Source organism: Bacteroides xylanisolvens XB1A (assembly GCF_000210075.1).
GTDB classification, from domain to species: domain Bacteria; phylum Bacteroidota; class Bacteroidia; order Bacteroidales; family Bacteroidaceae; genus Bacteroides; species Bacteroides xylanisolvens.
The window spans coordinates 5753044-5769421 of record NC_021017.1 but is presented as its reverse complement, the minus strand read 5'-3'; the positions used below and the strand labels follow the sequence as shown (position 1 = coordinate 5769421).

Sequence of the window (16378 nt, the reverse complement as noted above, 5' to 3'; positions counted from 1 at the left end):
CTTTCAAGAGAAAAGGAAAGAACTTTTTTTTCTGATAATCCGCAAATTAACCTTCCAAAAAGATGGTTAATTCAAAAATTATTCTTTTCTTTGCTGCGGATTGATGGACCATTAGTTTCTCGATTTGATTACAAGGTTTTTACTTCCGTTACGAAACGCATTTGTAAACTCTCTGTCGTTTTAATCTTTTTATTAGTAACCATCTGTCCAGAGAGTTTTATTCATTTATTTATTTTTTATCATTTTCATTATGAACATTTATGTTGGAAACCTTAACTACCGTGTTAAGGAAGGAGATCTGCAACAAGTGATGGAAGATTACGGAGCAGTATCATCAGTTAAAGTTGTTATGGACCGTGAAACCGGTAAATCCAAAGGATTCGCTTTCATCGAAATGGAAGACGACGCTGCAGCTGCAAAAGCTATTGCTGAATTGAACGGAGCTGAATACATGGGCCGTACAATGGTAGTTAAAGAAGCTAGACCTAGAGCTTAATTGCCGACGCTAATATAGCTAAGAAAAAAAGAAACTTCTGTCACCCGATGACAGAAGTTTTTTTATTACCCTTCCATTCCTTGCACTTCCACGTCCTTCACCTTACGGAGCAAGTCTGAAGCAAAGATAAAGTTATTCAGTCGTTCGTTGGTAGAGGTAAAGATATCATCTTTTGTCCCTTCCCACTCTTTATGTCCTTCATAAATATAAATCACTTTCTCGCCAATTCCCAATACAGAATTCATATCATGCGTATTGATAATGGTCGTCATGTTATATTCCTGCGTAATATCGTGGATCAGATCATCAATCACCAATGACGTTTTCGGATCGAGTCCCGAGTTCGGTTCATCGCAAAACAAATATTGCGGATTCAGGGCAATAGCACGTGCAATAGCCACACGCTTCTGCATCCCCCCACTGATTTCTCCCGGAAACTTATCTTTCGCCTCCCCCAGATTCACACGATCCAAGCAGAACATCGCCCGTTTGGTACGCTCACGCAAAGTATCATTGCTAAACATATTCAACGGAAACATCACATTGTCCAACACCGTCATCGAGTCAAACAGAGCCGCACTCTGGAAAATCATCCCCATCTCCTTGCGAAGCATCTTTTTCTCCTTCTTCCCCATCAAGACAAGGTTACGTCCGTCATATAAGACTTCCCCCTTCTCCGGAGTAAGCAATCCTACAATACACTTCATCAATACCGTCTTACCGGAGCCACTCTGACCGATAATCAAATTCGTCTTTCCATTTTCAAAACTAGCATTGATATCGCTCAATACCGTTTTGTCATCAAATGATTTATAAAGTCCTTTAATCTCAATCATCCCATCAAAAGTTTAGTTAATATCAAGTCCGCAAACAGAATCAATACACTGCTGGATACTACGGCATCCGTAGAAGCCTTTCCCACAGCAATCGATCCACCATCTACCGTATATCCGAAGAAAGCAGACACACTTGCAATAATAAACGCAAAAAAGAGGGATTTGATGATACCGGCCCAAATAAACCACTCCACAAACATATATTGCAATCCATATTCCAGATCGACCGCATTCATCACCCCAGCAAACCAACAGGTGCAAAAGGCACCGATAATTCCGGCAAAGATACTGAACGTCACTAAAATAGGAATCACAGTTACCATCGCCGTAATCTTAGGCAGAATCAGGTAGTTTGCCGAATTGATACCCATAATTTCGAGCGCGTCAATCTGCTGCGTCACCCGCATTGTTCCTAATTCCGAAGCGATATTCGACCCTACTTTTCCCGCAAGAATCAAACACATGATAGAGGAAGAAAATTCCAGCAACATAATTTCACGTGTCACATACCCCACTGTCCAGCGAGGCATCCACGGACTTTCGATATTCAACTTGATCTGGATGGTAATAACCGCGCCGATGAAAAACGAAATCAACAGCACGATACCGATGGAGTTCACACCTAGTTGCTCCAACTCGTTAAGGTATTGCCGGAAGAACATACGCATACGTTCAGGACGGGAAAAAGTCCGTCCCATCAGCATGAAATATCTCCCGACGGTTCTCAATGCTTTTATCATAACTCACACTATTTGTCTGCAAATGTACATTATTTCAGCTTATTTTTACTACATTTGCCGCAAAATAACTAGAATATGGAAGAAAGCAAGATGGTGCTCCGCACGGAAGACCTGGTTAAGAAGTACGGTAAACGAACCGTTGTGAGCCACGTTTCCATCAATGTGAAGCAAGGTGAGATTGTAGGTTTGCTGGGACCGAACGGTGCCGGCAAGACGACTTCATTCTATATGACTGTAGGGCTGATTACTCCGAATGAAGGACGTATTTTCCTCGACGACCTGGAGATTACCAAATATCCGGTTTACAAACGAGCGCAAACGGGAATCGGCTACCTTGCACAGGAAGCTTCCGTTTTCCGCCAGATGAGTGTGGAAGATAATATCGCCGCCGTACTGGAAATGACTAACAAGCCCAAAGAATATCAAAAGGAGAAACTCGAAAGCCTGATAGCAGAATTCCGTCTGCAAAAGGTACGCAAAAACAAAGGTAACCAGTTGTCCGGAGGTGAACGCCGCCGTACGGAGATTGCCCGTTGTCTTGCCATCGACCCCAAATTCATCATGCTTGACGAACCTTTTGCCGGTGTAGACCCGATTGCCGTAGAAGATATCCAGCAAATTGTTTGGAAGCTGAAAGACAAGAATATCGGAATCCTGATTACCGACCACAACGTACAGGAGACACTTAGTATCACCGACCGCGCCTATCTGCTGTTTGAAGGAAAGATTCTTTTCCAGGGAACACCGGAAGAATTATCGGAGAATCAGATTGTGCGTGAAAAATACTTGAGTAACAGCTTCGTTTTACGCAGAAAAGATTTCCAGTTGGAGAAATAGATTCACCACAGATTTTCACAGATATTTCATAAAGAATACGGGCTAATCAAATGATACAAAACTTGTAAATTGATTAGCCCGTTTTTTATTTTTAATCTGTGGAAATCTGTGTTAATCTGTGGTGAACTTTACTTCTGTCGAATATAAATATTAACCGGAGTACCTGTCAGATTCCATTTCTCACGCATCTTATTTTCGAGGAAACGTTTGTACGGATCCTTCACATACTGCGGCAAGTTGGCAAAATAGACAAATGAAGGCACTTGCGTATTCGGCAGCTGTGTGATGTATTTAATCTTGATATACTTACCTTTATTTGAGGGAGGCGGATAAGCCTCGATCAGCGGAAGCATTTCTTCATTCAAACGAGCTGTCGGAATCTTTGTCGTCCGGTTCTCATATACATTACGTGCTTCTTCCAGCACTTTCAGAATACGTTGTTTGGTCAATGCAGAAGCAAAGATGATCGGGAAATCGACAAACGGAGCAAAACGTGAACGGACAGCTTCCTCAAATGTCTTCTGCACTTTCACTGATTTATCTTCCACCAAGTCCCATTTATTAATCACGACTACCAATCCTTTCTGGTTCTTCTGAATCAGAGAAAAGATATTCAAGTCCTGGCTCTCAACACCCCTCGTTGCATCCAACATCAGAATACAAACATCCGAACCTTCGATGGCACGAATCGAACGAATCACCGAATAATATTCCAAGTCTTCATTTACCTTGTTTTTCTTACGGATACCTGCCGTATCTACCAGGTAAAAATCAAATCCGAATTTATTGTAACGAGTGTAGATCGAGTCACGGGTAGTTCCTGCAATCTCTGTCACGATATTACGTTCTTCCCCAATAAACGCGTTTACAATGGAAGATTTTCCTGCATTCGGGCGTCCTACCACAGCAAAACGAGGAATATCATCATCTAGGATTTCAGAAGACTCCTTCTTGAAATTGCTGACAATCAAATCCATCAAATCACCCGTACCACTTCCTGTCATGGCAGAAACACAATACGGATCGCCCAATCCCAGTTTATAAAACTCGGGAGCGTTATACTGTAAATCATGATTGTCCGTTTTATTGGCAACCATAATCACCGGACTATTAGCACGACGCAGAATAGCCGCCACCTGCATATCCAGGTCGGTCACTCCATTCATCACATCTACAACGAACAAAATAACGTCCGCTTCATCCACTGCCAATAATACCTGCTTGCGGATTTCCTCTTCAAAAACATCATCCGAATTAACCACCCATCCGCCGGTATCCACCACGGAGAACTCACGGCCCAGCCACTCGGACTTGCCATATTGTCTGTCGCGGGTTGTACCCGCTTCTTCATTCACAATAGCCTGACGAGTCTTCGTCAGACGGTTAAATAAGGTAGACTTGCCCACATTCGGGCGTCCTACAATTGCAACTAAATTACCCATAGTTCAATACCTTGTTTTTTTCACGACTATCACAGTCGCATGAATACTCTTAATCTAACTGATAACCAAAATTACGCAGTTCCTTATCCGAACTACGCCAATCCTTATCCACTTTCACATACGTTTCGAGGAAAATAGTCTTTCCAAAGAAACGTTCCAGTTCGCGGCGAGCCTCGGTAGCTACCTTCTTCAACGCCTTGCCCTGTTTACCGATAATAATTCCTTTCTGCGAATCACGTTCCACGTTAATCACCGCACGAATATGAATCTTCTTCGGCTCTTCCTTAAACTCCTCTACGACCACTTCCACCGAATAAGGAATCTCCTTGTCGTAGTAGAGCAGAATCTTTTCCCGGATAATCTCATTCACGAAGAAACGGGCAGGCTTGTCCGTCCACTGATCCTTTCCAAAATAAGGAGGAGAATCGGGCAACAGTTCTTTGATTCGCTTCATCACATAGTCCACATTGAACTTCGATGTAGCAGAAATCGGAATAATTTCGGCTTGGGGAAGCAGTTCTTTCCAATCTTCCACCAGCTTTACCAGTTTTTCCTGATCTGTAAGATCTATCTTATTGATGAGCAGGAGCACAGGCACCGTCATCTGGCGTACCTTCTCCATAAACTCATTATTCTTATCCGGCGTCTCCACCACGTCAGTCACATAAAGCAAGATATCCGCATCCGTCAATGCCGAAGTAGAAAAATTCAGCATCGACTCCTGTAGTTTATAATTGGGCTTCAATACTCCCGGAGTATCAGAAAAAACAATCTGCATTTCATCCGTATTATAGATTCCCATAATCCGGTGACGAGTTGTCTGCGCCTTGAAAGTAGCGATCGAAATACGTTCACCCACCAAGACATTCATCAATGTCGATTTTCCGACATTCGGATTTCCTACAATGTTTACAAAACCTGCTTTATGCATTTCTCTTCATTTTATTGGTTGAGACAAAAAAACGCATCGAATCGAAATAGGATGCGTTTTTGAGTGTTATAGTTCAGTAACTTACGTTACGATTCCTTTTTTCCGTCATAACCCCATTTCACGTAAACTGCGCCCCATGTAAATCCGGCACCGAATGCAGTGAAAATGATATTATCACCTTTCTTGAGTTTATCTTCATAATCCCAGATACACAAAGGAAGAGTAGCAGCACTGGTGTTACCGTAATGCTCAATATTTACCAACACTTTATCCATTGGCACCTCCATACGGTGAGCCACGGCTTCGATAATGCGGACATTCGCCTGATGCGGAACAATCCAGTTGATATTATCTTTCGTCAGACCATTCTTTTCTGCAATAGCAGCAGATACATCCGACATGTTGGATACAGCATATTTAAACACTGTTCTTCCTTCCTGGTGCAAATAGTGCATTTTATTGTCTACTGTGAAATAAGACGGAGGACAAACCGAACCACCAGCTTTCATGTGGAGGAAAGGCAATCCTTTGCCATCAGTTCTCAGTATCGAATCCATGATTCCGTAATCTTCCGTAGTCGGTTCCACCATAAAGGCAGCAGCACCGTCACCAAAGATAGGGCATGTAGCACGATCTGTATAGTTAACCATTGACGACATCTTATCGGCACCGACAATGATAATTTTCTTATATCTTCCCGAACGGATGAAATTAGCAGCTGTCTCCATTAAATACAGGAAACCGCTACAAGCAGCTTGCAAATCGAAAGCAAATGCATTCTTCAGTCCGAGTTTATCACAAAGAATAGAAGCTGTAGAAGGGAAGTGATAGTCAGGAGTAGTGGTAGCGACAACAACCAAATCAATGTCATCAGGATTAGCACCAGTTTTCTTCATCAACTGTTTGGCAGCTTTGCGTGCCATGTATGAACTACCTAATCCTTCCTCATTCAGAATATGTCTCTCCTTTACTCCGATACGAGTCATAATCCATTCGTCGTTGGTATCCACCATTTTTGATATCTCGTCGTTAGTTAAGATATAATCGGGAACGTACCCGCCGACTCCTGTGATTACTGCATTTATTTTTTCCATCAAACCTATTTTAAATTAGCAATACTATAATACTTAAAGCAGCCGGAGAGCTTTACCCTCAGGCTGTTTTCAGTATAACTGTACTAATTATACAGCTGCTTCTTTCTCAATAGCGAGCTTACCTCTGTAATAGCCACAAGCACCACATACAGTGTGGTAAACGTGCCATTCGCCGCAATTCGGACAAATAGCCAATGTAGGAGCTACTGCCTTATCATGAGTTCTTCTCTTCGCTTGTCTCGTACTTGATTGTCTTCTCTTAGGATGTGCCATTTTCTTAAAACTTTAATTATTATCTAATATTTTTTTTAATTCATTCCAGCGAGGATCAATTTGTTCCTCCACTTCTTCCTCAATTACGATGTCATCTCCACCTGTGTCGAAAGTATCATCGCTATCCTCATTCGCATTTGTTTTCAAATGCTTGTTCAATTTACTAGTTACCGCTTTATTACACTTACCGGGAGCATGTACATGCTTCATCGGAATAGACAGCGCAACAAATTCATACATGAACCATGCAACGTTGATTTCCCCTTCTTCCTCGGGAATCACAATCAGGTTGTCACCTTCTTCTGCATATTCATGACCAAACTTTACCATCAGTTTATCAGAAGAACTGATAGGTAGCTCCATATCATCCAGACAACGGTCGCATGGTACCCATACCATACCGTCAGTTTGGAAACTCAGCTCGAAAGCACGAGAGGTTCTTTTCACAGTCAATGTAACATTGACCTTTCCTTTCTGAACTTCAGGACCATCAATGTGAGCGAAGTAAAGGTTATCCAATACAAACTCATACTTAGCAGAGTCTGCTTGCATACCTTTCAAGTCAATTTTGTATTTATCAAATTTTCCCAAAGCTTCTCTCTTTTTTAAATCGTTAGCTTACAATTCGGGCGACAAAGATACAAATAAATATCCTCATAACATACAAATTATCAGTAAATATTCACTTTTTTAATAGGTATTATGAGGTTTGTATCTGCTAAAAAGGGTGGTATAAATACCAAAGTAATAAAAAACAGAAAGCCTCGCCCGTCAATAGACAAGCGAGGCTTCGTTCATTTCTGCACCGTTTCATTCTTTTTTATACTGTTTTGAAACAAATAAGTCGATTCTAAATACTTGGTTTACTGCTGGACCGTTTGCTCCTGTGTCGCTGTACTTTCATTTCCATAGCGGTCAATAGCCGTCACTGCGAAGTGCTTTTTTGCATTCCAAGGCAGGATAGGGGCATATACGTAACTCGTCTCTCGAATATTTTGTGCAACGATATTTTCTGGTCGGTTGATATCTACCGGATAATCATTAGAAGCATAAATAACATACATGGGCTTGTTGCGCTGATCGTTATCAGTAGCAGCCTGCCAGGTTAATTCGGTATATCCATTATCGATGTGGGTAGTTTTCAGTGCAGAAGGAGCCGTAGGCGGAACATTGTCCAGCCAAGGCATCGGGGGTTGTAAAGCAGGGTATGCATAAAAATTCTCAGATAATTCATCATAAATCCCCTGCGTGTTCTCCATCAGGTATTTCACCCGGTAATGCCCTTCACCCGCCATTTTCTGCTTGCGGATAAAGTTCATCTGACGATCTATTTCGTCGCGTGTCCATTTACCTTCATCGGGATGGAGAAAATAAATGCCGAGTCCCGGAATCACCTGCCGTCCGTTGCTCTGTTCCTGCCAGTCGAGGGCGAAAGGGTAGAAATTGTTTCCCTGGAAATACATCATCGGATAAATCTGATCCATAATACCTTCTCCCATCCAACCTTGCGGGTCCTGATAAACGGTAAAGAAAGCATTCCATCCACGGGAGGGGTAACGAGAAGTATCACGGTATTTACCTACCGGGCAGGTACTTACTTTCACCCAAGGCTTCATAGCTTTTACACCTTTATATATATAACGTACAATTTCGGAGATATTATCCCGGCGCCACTGATCCAGTGTGCGTCCTTTATTGTATCGTCGGAAATCATATTTATCAGGAAAAAGAGGAGCATTCTCCGGATAACGCAGATAGTCGAAATGCACTCCGTCCACATCATAACCGCTAACGACTTCCCGCACCAGTTTCATCAAGTACTCCTTCGTTGCCGGATGTCCCGGATTGAGGAAATATTCGCGCTTGTAAGGAACGCATATTTCTTTCATCCGCTTGGTGACAGACTGACTGCCGAGCGAAGCAACATGCTTCTTATTTCCTAGTGGGATAGTTACCATCCAGGCATGACATTCCATCCCTCGCTTATGACATTCTTCAACGGCAAAAGCCAGTGGATCATATCCTGGATTTCCTCCTGTCTTTCCGGTCAGGATCGAATTGAAAGGTTCGATTGCCGAAGGATATAATACATCTCCACGAGTACGGGTTTGAAATAGGATAGTGTTGAAGTTGGCAGCCTTTAACTTATCAAGAATATCTATTAACTCTTCTTTCTGCTTGCGGATTGTTTGAGGGTTTGTCGCACGTGTGCGAGGCCAATCCAGTCCGTACACCGCTGTCACCCATGCGGCACGAACTTCGTGCTTGGGTTGCGCAACAATTGAGAGGAAAGGAAACAAAAGTGAAAGAATGAAAATAGTATAGCGCATATCCTTTATTTTTTGTTTTAAATCCCTGCAAAGTTAGTAAAAGTGTCGGTATTGTTGGGCTGTTTCGTGAGATTATGTTACATTTGCCAAGTTAAAAAAACGACACGCTATGATTACATTTACTCTATGCCTGCTGGCGTTGATAGTAGGCTATTTTACGTATGGACGCCTGATGGAACGCGTCTTTGGTCCTGACGACCGTAAAACACCGGCTCTTACCAAGGCGGATGGAGTGGACTATATTCCATTGCCCACCTGGAAGATTTTCATGATTCAATTTCTCAATATTGCCGGATTAGGTCCTATTTTCGGAGCAATCATGGGAGCGAAATTTGGTAGCTCTTCATACTTGTGGATTGTGCTGGGAAGTATTTTTGCGGGGGCAGTGCATGATTATTTTGCCGGAATGCTTTCTTTGCGTAATGGAGGTGAAAGCCTGCCGGAAATAATAGGGCGTTATTTGGGACTGACTACCAAGCAGGTGATGAGAGGATTCACTGTCATTTTAATGATTCTGGTGGGTTCGGTTTTTGTTGCAGGTCCTGCCGGATTGTTGGCTAAACTGACACCGGAAAGTTTGGATGCTACGTTTTGGATTATCGTTGTATTTGCATATTATATTCTGGCTACTTTGCTGCCTGTTGATAAAATAATAGGTAAAATCTACCCATTGTTTGCGGTTGCCTTGTTGTTTATGGCAGTAGGCATTTTGGTGATGCTCTATGTTAACCATCCGGCTTTGCCGGAGTTATGGGACGGATTGCAAAATACGAACCCGGAAGCGAGCGAACTTCCTATCTTCCCGATTATGTTTGTGAGTATTGCTTGTGGTGCCATTTCAGGTTTCCATGCTACGCAAAGCCCATTGATGGCCCGTTGTATGACTTCGGAACGGCATGGACGTCCGGTATTTTACGGTGCAATGATTACCGAGGGCATTGTTGCTCTTATTTGGGCTGCTGCCGCTACTTATTTTTTCCATGAAAACGGAATGGAAGAAAGCAATGCTTCTGTTATCGTTGATGCCATCACAAAAGAATGGTTAGGGGCAATCGGCGGAGTACTCGCTATTTTGGGGGTGATTGCCGCTCCGATAACTTCGGGTGATACGGCTTTCCGTTCGGCACGTCTGATTGTGGCAGACTTCCTGGGGATGGAACAAAAAAGTATGCGCCGTCGTTTGTACATTTGTATTCCGATGTTTGTACTAGCTATTGGTTTGCTTTTGTATAGTTTGCGTGATGCAAACGGATTTAATATGATATGGCGTTATTTTGCCTGGGCAAATCAGACATTGGCTGTGTTTACCTTGTGGGCTATAACAGTTTTTCTGGCGGTATCCAAGAAACCTTATATCATTACTTTGGTACCGGCACTGTTTATGACATGTGTATGTTCTACTTATATATGTATTGCTCCTGAAGGATTAGGACTCTCGCATACAGTCTCCTATGGCGTTGGTATAGCGTGTGTAATGGTTGCGACTGTTTGGTTCTATATCTGGATAAATAAGCAAAAAACAAGAAAATTATCAGAATGAAGAAAATAAGAAAATCAACAGGAGTGGCGCTTGCATTCCTTATTTATGTATCTGTAACAGCGGCTTATTTGTTGCCTCGTAATACGGAAGTCAGCCTGACAGAGAAAATAATTACGGTGGCAGTTTCTTATGTCATCGTCCTCCTTCTTTGGCTGGTGCTTCGGAAAAAGGAACAAATGCGTGAACGCCGCAAAAAAGACGAACAATATATTCACTTAAAAAAGTAAGTTTATGAAGAAATTAGCTTTGGCTCTTTGCTTATTGGCAGTCTCTTTTACTGCACAAGCGCAATTTGAGAAAGGAACTACGATTATTAATCCTTCATTGTCGGGGTTGGACTTTTCGTATAGTAAAAACGATAAAGCAAAGTTTGGAGTTGGTGCACAGGTCGGTACATTTTTTGCCGAGGGTATTGCCTTGATGGTAAATGCTGGAGCCGACTGGTCGAAACCAGTAGATGAGTATACACTGGGTACAGGAGTACGTTTCTACTTCAATAAAACTGGTATCTATCTGGGTGGCGGACTCGACTGGAACCGCTTCCGTTGGAGTGGTGGAAAACATCAGACAGACTGGGGACTGGGCATCGAAGCCGGATACGCTTACTTCCTTTCGCGTACGGTGACCATTGAACCTGCCGTTTATTATAAATGGCGTTTCAATGATGGAGATATGTCGCGTTTCGGTGTGAAGATTGGATTCGGTTTCTACTTGTAAGAGAGATTGATTTTTTTCATATATTAAGCCCTGCAGATATAGAACTTCTGCAAGGGCTTAATTACATAGATGTATTATTATAGTTTTGACGATTGCTTATCCTAGTTTTTCTTTCAGAAACTGCCCTGTATAGCTTGCTCCGCAGGCAGCAACTTCTTCCGGGGTACCCACTGCTACGATATTTCCACCCTTATCTCCACCTTCCGGTCCGAGATCGATTACATAATCGGCACATTTGATGACGTCCATGTTATGCTCGATGATAACGATGCTGTGTCCCCGGCGAATCAATGCGTCGAAAGCATCCAGCAGTTTGCGGATATCATGAAAGTGTAATCCTGTAGTCGGTTCGTCAAAGATAAACATCGTTGGGTCAGCTTTCTCCTGACTTAAATAAAATGCGAGTTTGACACGTTGGTTTTCACCACCGGAAAGGGTAGAAGAAGCCTGTCCTAATTTGATATATCCCAGTCCTACGTCCTGCAAAGGAAGTAACTTCTTCACAATTTTCTTCTGTCCATGTTCGTTGAAGAACTCAATCGCTTGGTTGACGGTCATCTCCAATACATCGTAGATGCTTTTATCGTTGAATTTCACTTCCAGCGTGTCGGATTTGAAACGTTTTCCGTGACAAGATTCACACTCCAACACCAAGTCTGCCATAAATTGCATTTCTACAGTAATGGTTCCTTCTCCTTTACACTCTTCGCAACGTCCGCCTTCGCTATTGAAACTGAAGAATCCGGGGGTATATCCCATTTGTTTCGCCAAAGGCTGTTCGGACCATAGTTTGCGGATTTCGTCGTAAGCCTTGATGTAAGTCACCGGATTTGAGCGCGATGATTTGCCAATCGGGTTCTGGTCTACAAATTCTACATTCCGCAGGTCACGCAAACTTCCTCCGATTGAAGTGAATTCTCCCGGTCGGTCACTACATTCGTCTAATTCACGTTTCAATGCCCGGAAGAAAATATCTCTTACCAATGTACTCTTCCCGGAACCGGAAACACCCGTAACAACTGTCATTACATTGAGAGGGATACGTACGTTTACTCCTTTCAGATTATTCTCACGTGCGCCTTTCAATTCTATATAGTTATTCCATGGCCGGCGATGCTTCGGAACGGGTATTTCATCTTCTCCTAAAAGATAACGTACCGTATAACTGTTGCTTCCCTTCTTTAAATCCTTCATATCTCCCTGGTAGACAACTTCTCCACCTAGGCGTCCGGCATTGGGACCTATGTCGATAATGTAATCGGCTGCACGGATAATTTCTTCATCGTGCTCTACCACCACTACCGTATTTCCTAATTGTTGCAGTTGACGCAACACATGGAGCAGACGGTCTGTGTCACGGCTATGCAGTCCGATACTTGGTTCATCGAGAATATAAAGACTACCTACAAGGCTACTTCCCAGCGAGGTTGCCAGATTGATACGCTGGCTCTCTCCACCCGATAAGGAATTACTAAGCCGGTTCAAAGTCAGATAGCCCAAACCTACATCAATTAGAAAACGAATCCGGCTATTTATTTCAACCAGGATACGTCGGGATACGTTGTTGTCGTGTTCGTCCAGTTCCAAATGATCGAAGAATTCCTTCAGCTCTGTGATAGGCAAATCTACCAGTTCGGAAATGTTTTTTCCACCCACTCGTACATATCCGGCTTCCGGTTTCAGGCGGGTGCCGTGGCATTTCGGGCAAAGCGTCTTTCCCCGGTAACGCGCCAGCATCACCCGGTATTGTATCTTATATTGATTCTCTTCCAGCATCTTGAAAAAATCATTGATGCCGTGGAAATATTGGTTGCCCTCCCAAAGTAACCTGCGTTGCGCGTCTGTCAACTCATAATAAGGAGTGAAAATGGGGAAGTCGAATTTCTCCGCATTATGAATTAATTCTTCTTTCCATTCACCCATCTTTTCGCCACGCCAGCATACGATAGCTCCTTCATACACCGATAATGAACGATCCGGAACGACTAAGTGCTCGTCGATGCCGATTACTTTGCCGAATCCTTCGCACGCCGGACAAGCGCCGATAGGCGAGTTGAATGAAAACATCTGGTCGTTCGGTTCTTCAAAGATGATGCCGTCCGCTTCGAATTTAGTGCTGAAAGTATGAAGTTTCGTAGTTCCATCCGATAGAAAAAAACGCAGCATACAGGTTCCGTCGCCTTCATACATGGCTGTTTCGGCAGAATCAGTCAGTCGGCTGATGGCGTCCTTGCTGGTGGCAACCGCCATACGGTCAACCAGCAGATAGACTTCATCACCTGCCACAGGCGTATATTCATCGATTCGTTTCATTTCACCGTTCACTTCGATACGGTTGAATCCTTGTTTCAGGTCTATTTCCAATTGCTGTTGTAATGTGCGGTCTTCACGCAGGCGGATAGGCGTCAGTACCGTATATCTTGTGCCTTTCGGATAAGAAAGCATACAGTTGACGATGTCCTCTGTGGAGTGCTTCTTCACTTCCTGCCCGCTGATGGGACTATACGTTTTTCCCACCCGTGAATATAACAGGCGTAGATATTCGTAAATTTCAGTCGAGGTGCCCACGGTGGAACGGGGATTACGGCTGTTTACTTTTTGTTCGATGGCAATGGCGGGAGGAATTCCTTTGATAAAGTCACACTCCGGTTTGCTCATTCTCCCCAGGAACTGACGCGCGTAGCTGCTTAAGCTTTCTACGTAGCGGCGTTGTCCCTCTGCATAAAGGGTATCAAAAGCAAGTGATGATTTTCCCGAACCCGACAATCCGGTGATAACAACAAGTTTGTTGCGGGGAATATCTACATCGATGTTTTTTAGGTTGTTGACTCGTGCGCCTTTGATCGAAATATAGTTGTTTTCTGACATAAAATACACCTTTTTTATGGTAGTCGGCAAAGTTAGCGAATTTATCGGGAGTTTGTATTATCTTTGCGTCACATTATTACGATTTAAGAATATTATGAAGCTGAAAAACTATCTTTTACTTTTAGCTCTTCTTCTGGTGGTAGGAGTGAGGGCACAGGTGCCATCAGGCAATAAATATCCTAAACGTGAATTCCGTGGAGCATGGATACAGGCTGTCAATGGCCAGTTTCGTGGCATTCCCACAGAGCGACTGAAGCAAATATTGATTAGCCAGTTGAATTCTCTTCAGGAAGCCGGCATTAACGCAATCATCTTTCAGGTACGCCCTGAAGCAGATGCATTATACGCTTCCCAGCATGAGCCGTGGAGCCGTTTCCTGACAGGAACGCAAGGTCAGACACCTTCCCCTATGTGGGATCCGATGCAGTTTATGATTGAAGAATGTCAGAAACGGAATATGGAATTTCATGCCTGGATCAATCCTTACCGCGTGAAGACCTCATTAAAGAACAAGTTGGCACCGGAACATATTTATCACCAGCATCCGGAATGGTTTGTTACTTATGGCGATCAGCTATATTTCGATCCGGCACTTCCCGAAAGCCGTGAACATATCTGCAAAATTGTGACCGATATTGTGTCTCGTTATGATGTAGATGCTATTCACATGGATGATTATTTCTATCCTTATCCGGTTAATGGGTTGGATTTTCCGGATGATGCAAGTTTCGCCCGTTACGGTGGAGGTTTCACCAATAAGGCAGATTGGCGTCGTAGTAATGTGAATGTGTTGATAAAGAAGCTTCATGAAACGATTCGTGGCATCAAGCCATGGGTGAAGTTCGGTATTAGTCCGTTCGGTATTTATCGTAATCAGAAAAGCGATCCGTTGGGAAGTAACACCAATGGTTTGCAGAACTATGATGATCTTTATGCCGATGTGCTTCTTTGGGCACGTGAAGGATGGATTGATTATAATATTCCGCAAATTTATTGGGAGATTGGTCACAAGGCTGCCGACTATGAGACATTGGTGAAATGGTGGGCTACTCATTCGGAAAACCGGCCGTTATTTATCGGCCAGTCAGTGCCAAAGACTGTTCAGTTTGCCGATCCGCAGAATCCTTCTATCAATCAGCTTCCCCGTAAGATGGCTTTGCAACGTGCTTACCAAACAATCGGAGGAAGCTGTCAATGGTATGCAGCAGCTGTTGTTGAGAATCAGGGTAGATATCGTGATGCTTTAATCAGTGAATATCATAAATATCCTGCTTTGATTCCAGTCTTTGATTTTATGGATGATAAAGCTCCGGGCAAGGTACGTAAAATGAAAAAGGTATGGACGGAAGATGGCTATATCCTTTTTTGGACAGCTCCGAAAGCTGATACAGAGATGGATAAGGCAGTTCAATATGTAGTCTATCGTTTTGACAGTAAAGAAAAGGTGAATTTGGACGATCCTTCTCATATTGTAGCTATCACGCGCAATCCATTCTATAGACTTCCTTATGAAACAGGAAAAACAAAATGCCGTTATGTAGTGACAGCTTTAGATCGTTTACATAATGAATCGAAATCCGTAAGTAAGAAGTTAAAACTGTAAAGGTATAGAATAAACAACGATAAAACGGTGAACACTCTGCAGAATGATAACGCAGTTTATTCACCGTTTTTTGTTTACTGTTTTTTTGTTTACTGTTCAGCCGCTCGTTATTAATAGAGCAGCAAACCTGCAATACCACAGGCGATAATCATTAATATCGGATTGGCTTTATATTTTCTTGTTCCGATGAATGCAATCAGAAAGATAATGATACTGATAACGAATGAATAAGTATCTTCCGTAGGCGAACCGAAGTTTTCTGCGTTCATTAATACCAACGCAGCGGAGGCGAGTAATCCGACTACTGCCGGGCGTAATCCGTCAAATATAGATTCTACTATCGGATGTTTCTGGTATTTTAGGAAGAATTTACTGATGGTCAACATCAAGATGAAAGAGGGAAGGACTACGGCAAAGGTAGCAATGATGGAACCCCATACGCTACCCGTAGAAGTAAACCCTACATAAGTAGCTGCGTTGATACCAATAGGTCCTGGAGTCATTTGGCTGATTGCGACAATATCCGTGAACTCCTGCGAACTCACCCATCCATAGCGGGTTACCACTTCTCCTTGAATCATGGAAAGCATGGCATAACCGCCACCGAAGCCGAAGAGTCCGATCTTGAAAAATGTATAGAATAACTGTAGGTAAATCATGTGATTAATAAT

17 protein-coding genes are annotated in these 16378 nt (G+C 43.0%); 7 read left to right on the top strand and 10 right to left on the bottom strand.

The genetic code is table 11. The annotated features are described in order from the left end of the window. Together BXY_RS22675 and BXY_RS22670 are read left to right on the top strand one after the other, a co-directional pair. Positions 1-276: hypothetical protein (locus BXY_RS22675; RefSeq protein ID WP_208946896.1), on the top strand; the 276-nt coding region annotated here is incomplete at its 5' end. Next, the gene (locus tag BXY_RS22670; protein WP_004297160.1) at positions 251-496 is read left to right on the top strand and encodes an RNA recognition motif domain-containing protein; all 246 of its coding nucleotides are present in this window, start codon (positions 251-253) and stop codon (positions 494-496) included. The genes BXY_RS22675 and BXY_RS22670, both read left to right, overlap by 26 nt. A gap of 65 nt (positions 497-561) precedes the next feature. On the opposite strand, the gene BXY_RS22665 is transcribed toward BXY_RS22670, so the two are convergent. Continuing rightward, the gene (locus tag BXY_RS22665) at positions 562-1332 is read right to left on the bottom strand and encodes an ABC transporter ATP-binding protein (RefSeq protein ID WP_004308628.1); all 771 of its coding nucleotides are present in this window, start codon (positions 1330-1332) and stop codon (positions 562-564) included. Further along, positions 1329-2072, bottom strand: coding sequence for an MlaE family ABC transporter permease (locus tag BXY_RS22660; protein ID WP_004308627.1), 744 nt, complete (start codon positions 2070-2072; stop codon positions 1329-1331). Before BXY_RS22660 ends, BXY_RS22665 begins: the two co-directional genes overlap by 4 nt. Positions 2073-2147: 75 nt before the next feature. Here BXY_RS22660 and lptB point away from each other — a divergent pair, with 75 nt between their 5' ends. Then, positions 2148-2909: an LPS export ABC transporter ATP-binding protein gene (lptB, locus tag BXY_RS22655; RefSeq protein ID WP_004308626.1), complete on the top strand. Its 762-nt coding sequence runs from the start codon at positions 2148-2150 to the stop codon at positions 2907-2909. A 128-nt stretch (positions 2910-3037) separates the two neighbouring features. Here lptB and der read toward each other — a convergent pair whose 3' ends face one another. From der to BXY_RS22625, 6 genes are all read right to left on the bottom strand, one after another. Next, entirely contained in the window at positions 3038-4351 is a 1314-nt protein-coding gene (gene der / locus BXY_RS22650) for a ribosome biogenesis GTPase Der (RefSeq protein WP_004308625.1), read from the bottom strand. Positions 4352-4400: 49 nt separating this feature from the next. After that, complete coding sequence (gene era / locus BXY_RS22645) at positions 4401-5282, bottom strand: GTPase Era (RefSeq protein ID WP_004308624.1); 882 nt, start codon at positions 5280-5282, stop codon at positions 4401-4403. Between the two features lie 86 nt (positions 5283-5368). After that, positions 5369-6376: a beta-ketoacyl-ACP synthase III gene (locus BXY_RS22640; protein WP_004308623.1), complete on the bottom strand. Its 1008-nt coding sequence runs from the start codon at positions 6374-6376 to the stop codon at positions 5369-5371. Between the two features lie 87 nt (positions 6377-6463). After that, entirely contained in the window at positions 6464-6649 is a 186-nt protein-coding gene (gene rpmF / locus BXY_RS22635) for a 50S ribosomal protein L32 (protein WP_004296852.1), read from the bottom strand. Between the two features lie 12 nt (positions 6650-6661). Next, positions 6662-7240, bottom strand: a complete 579-nt coding sequence (locus BXY_RS22630; RefSeq protein WP_004313594.1) for a YceD family protein — start codon at positions 7238-7240, stop codon at positions 6662-6664. 272 nt (positions 7241-7512) lie between these two features. After that, entirely contained in the window at positions 7513-8979 is a 1467-nt protein-coding gene (locus tag BXY_RS22625) for a glycoside hydrolase family 10 protein (RefSeq protein WP_015533033.1), read from the bottom strand. A 109-nt stretch (positions 8980-9088) separates the two neighbouring features. On the opposite strand from BXY_RS22625, the gene BXY_RS22620 reads away from it, so the two are divergent. From BXY_RS22620 to BXY_RS22610, 3 genes are read left to right on the top strand one after another with little or no spacing between them, the layout of a single operon-like run. After that, positions 9089-10519, top strand: a complete 1431-nt coding sequence (locus BXY_RS22620) for a carbon starvation CstA family protein (protein ID WP_004310289.1) — start codon at positions 9089-9091, stop codon at positions 10517-10519. Further along, on the top strand, positions 10516-10746 hold the full coding sequence (locus tag BXY_RS22615) for a hypothetical protein (RefSeq protein WP_004310290.1): 231 nt from the start codon (positions 10516-10518) through the stop codon (positions 10744-10746). The genes BXY_RS22620 and BXY_RS22615 overlap by 4 nt, the downstream gene beginning before the upstream one ends. A gap of 4 nt (positions 10747-10750) precedes the next feature. After that, on the top strand, positions 10751-11236 hold the full coding sequence (locus tag BXY_RS22610) for an outer membrane beta-barrel protein (RefSeq protein WP_004300961.1): 486 nt from the start codon (positions 10751-10753) through the stop codon (positions 11234-11236). A 96-nt stretch (positions 11237-11332) separates the two neighbouring features. Here BXY_RS22610 and uvrA read toward each other — a convergent pair whose 3' ends face one another. Continuing rightward, positions 11333-14104 carry an excinuclease ABC subunit UvrA gene (uvrA, locus tag BXY_RS22605; protein WP_015533032.1) on the bottom strand — a complete coding sequence of 924 codons (2772 nt, stop codon included), beginning with the start codon at positions 14102-14104 and terminating at the stop codon, positions 11333-11335. Between the two features lie 16 nt (positions 14105-14120). Between uvrA and BXY_RS22600 the strand changes: the two genes are divergently transcribed. After that, complete coding sequence (locus BXY_RS22600; RefSeq protein WP_009040523.1) at positions 14121-15707, top strand: glycoside hydrolase family 10 protein; 1587 nt, start codon at positions 14121-14123, stop codon at positions 15705-15707. A 110-nt stretch (positions 15708-15817) separates the two neighbouring features. Here BXY_RS22600 and BXY_RS22595 read toward each other — a convergent pair whose 3' ends face one another. Continuing rightward, positions 15818-16366, bottom strand: a complete 549-nt coding sequence (locus BXY_RS22595; RefSeq protein ID WP_008025975.1) for a chromate transporter — start codon at positions 16364-16366, stop codon at positions 15818-15820. Between the last annotated feature and the right edge of the window lie 12 nt (positions 16367-16378).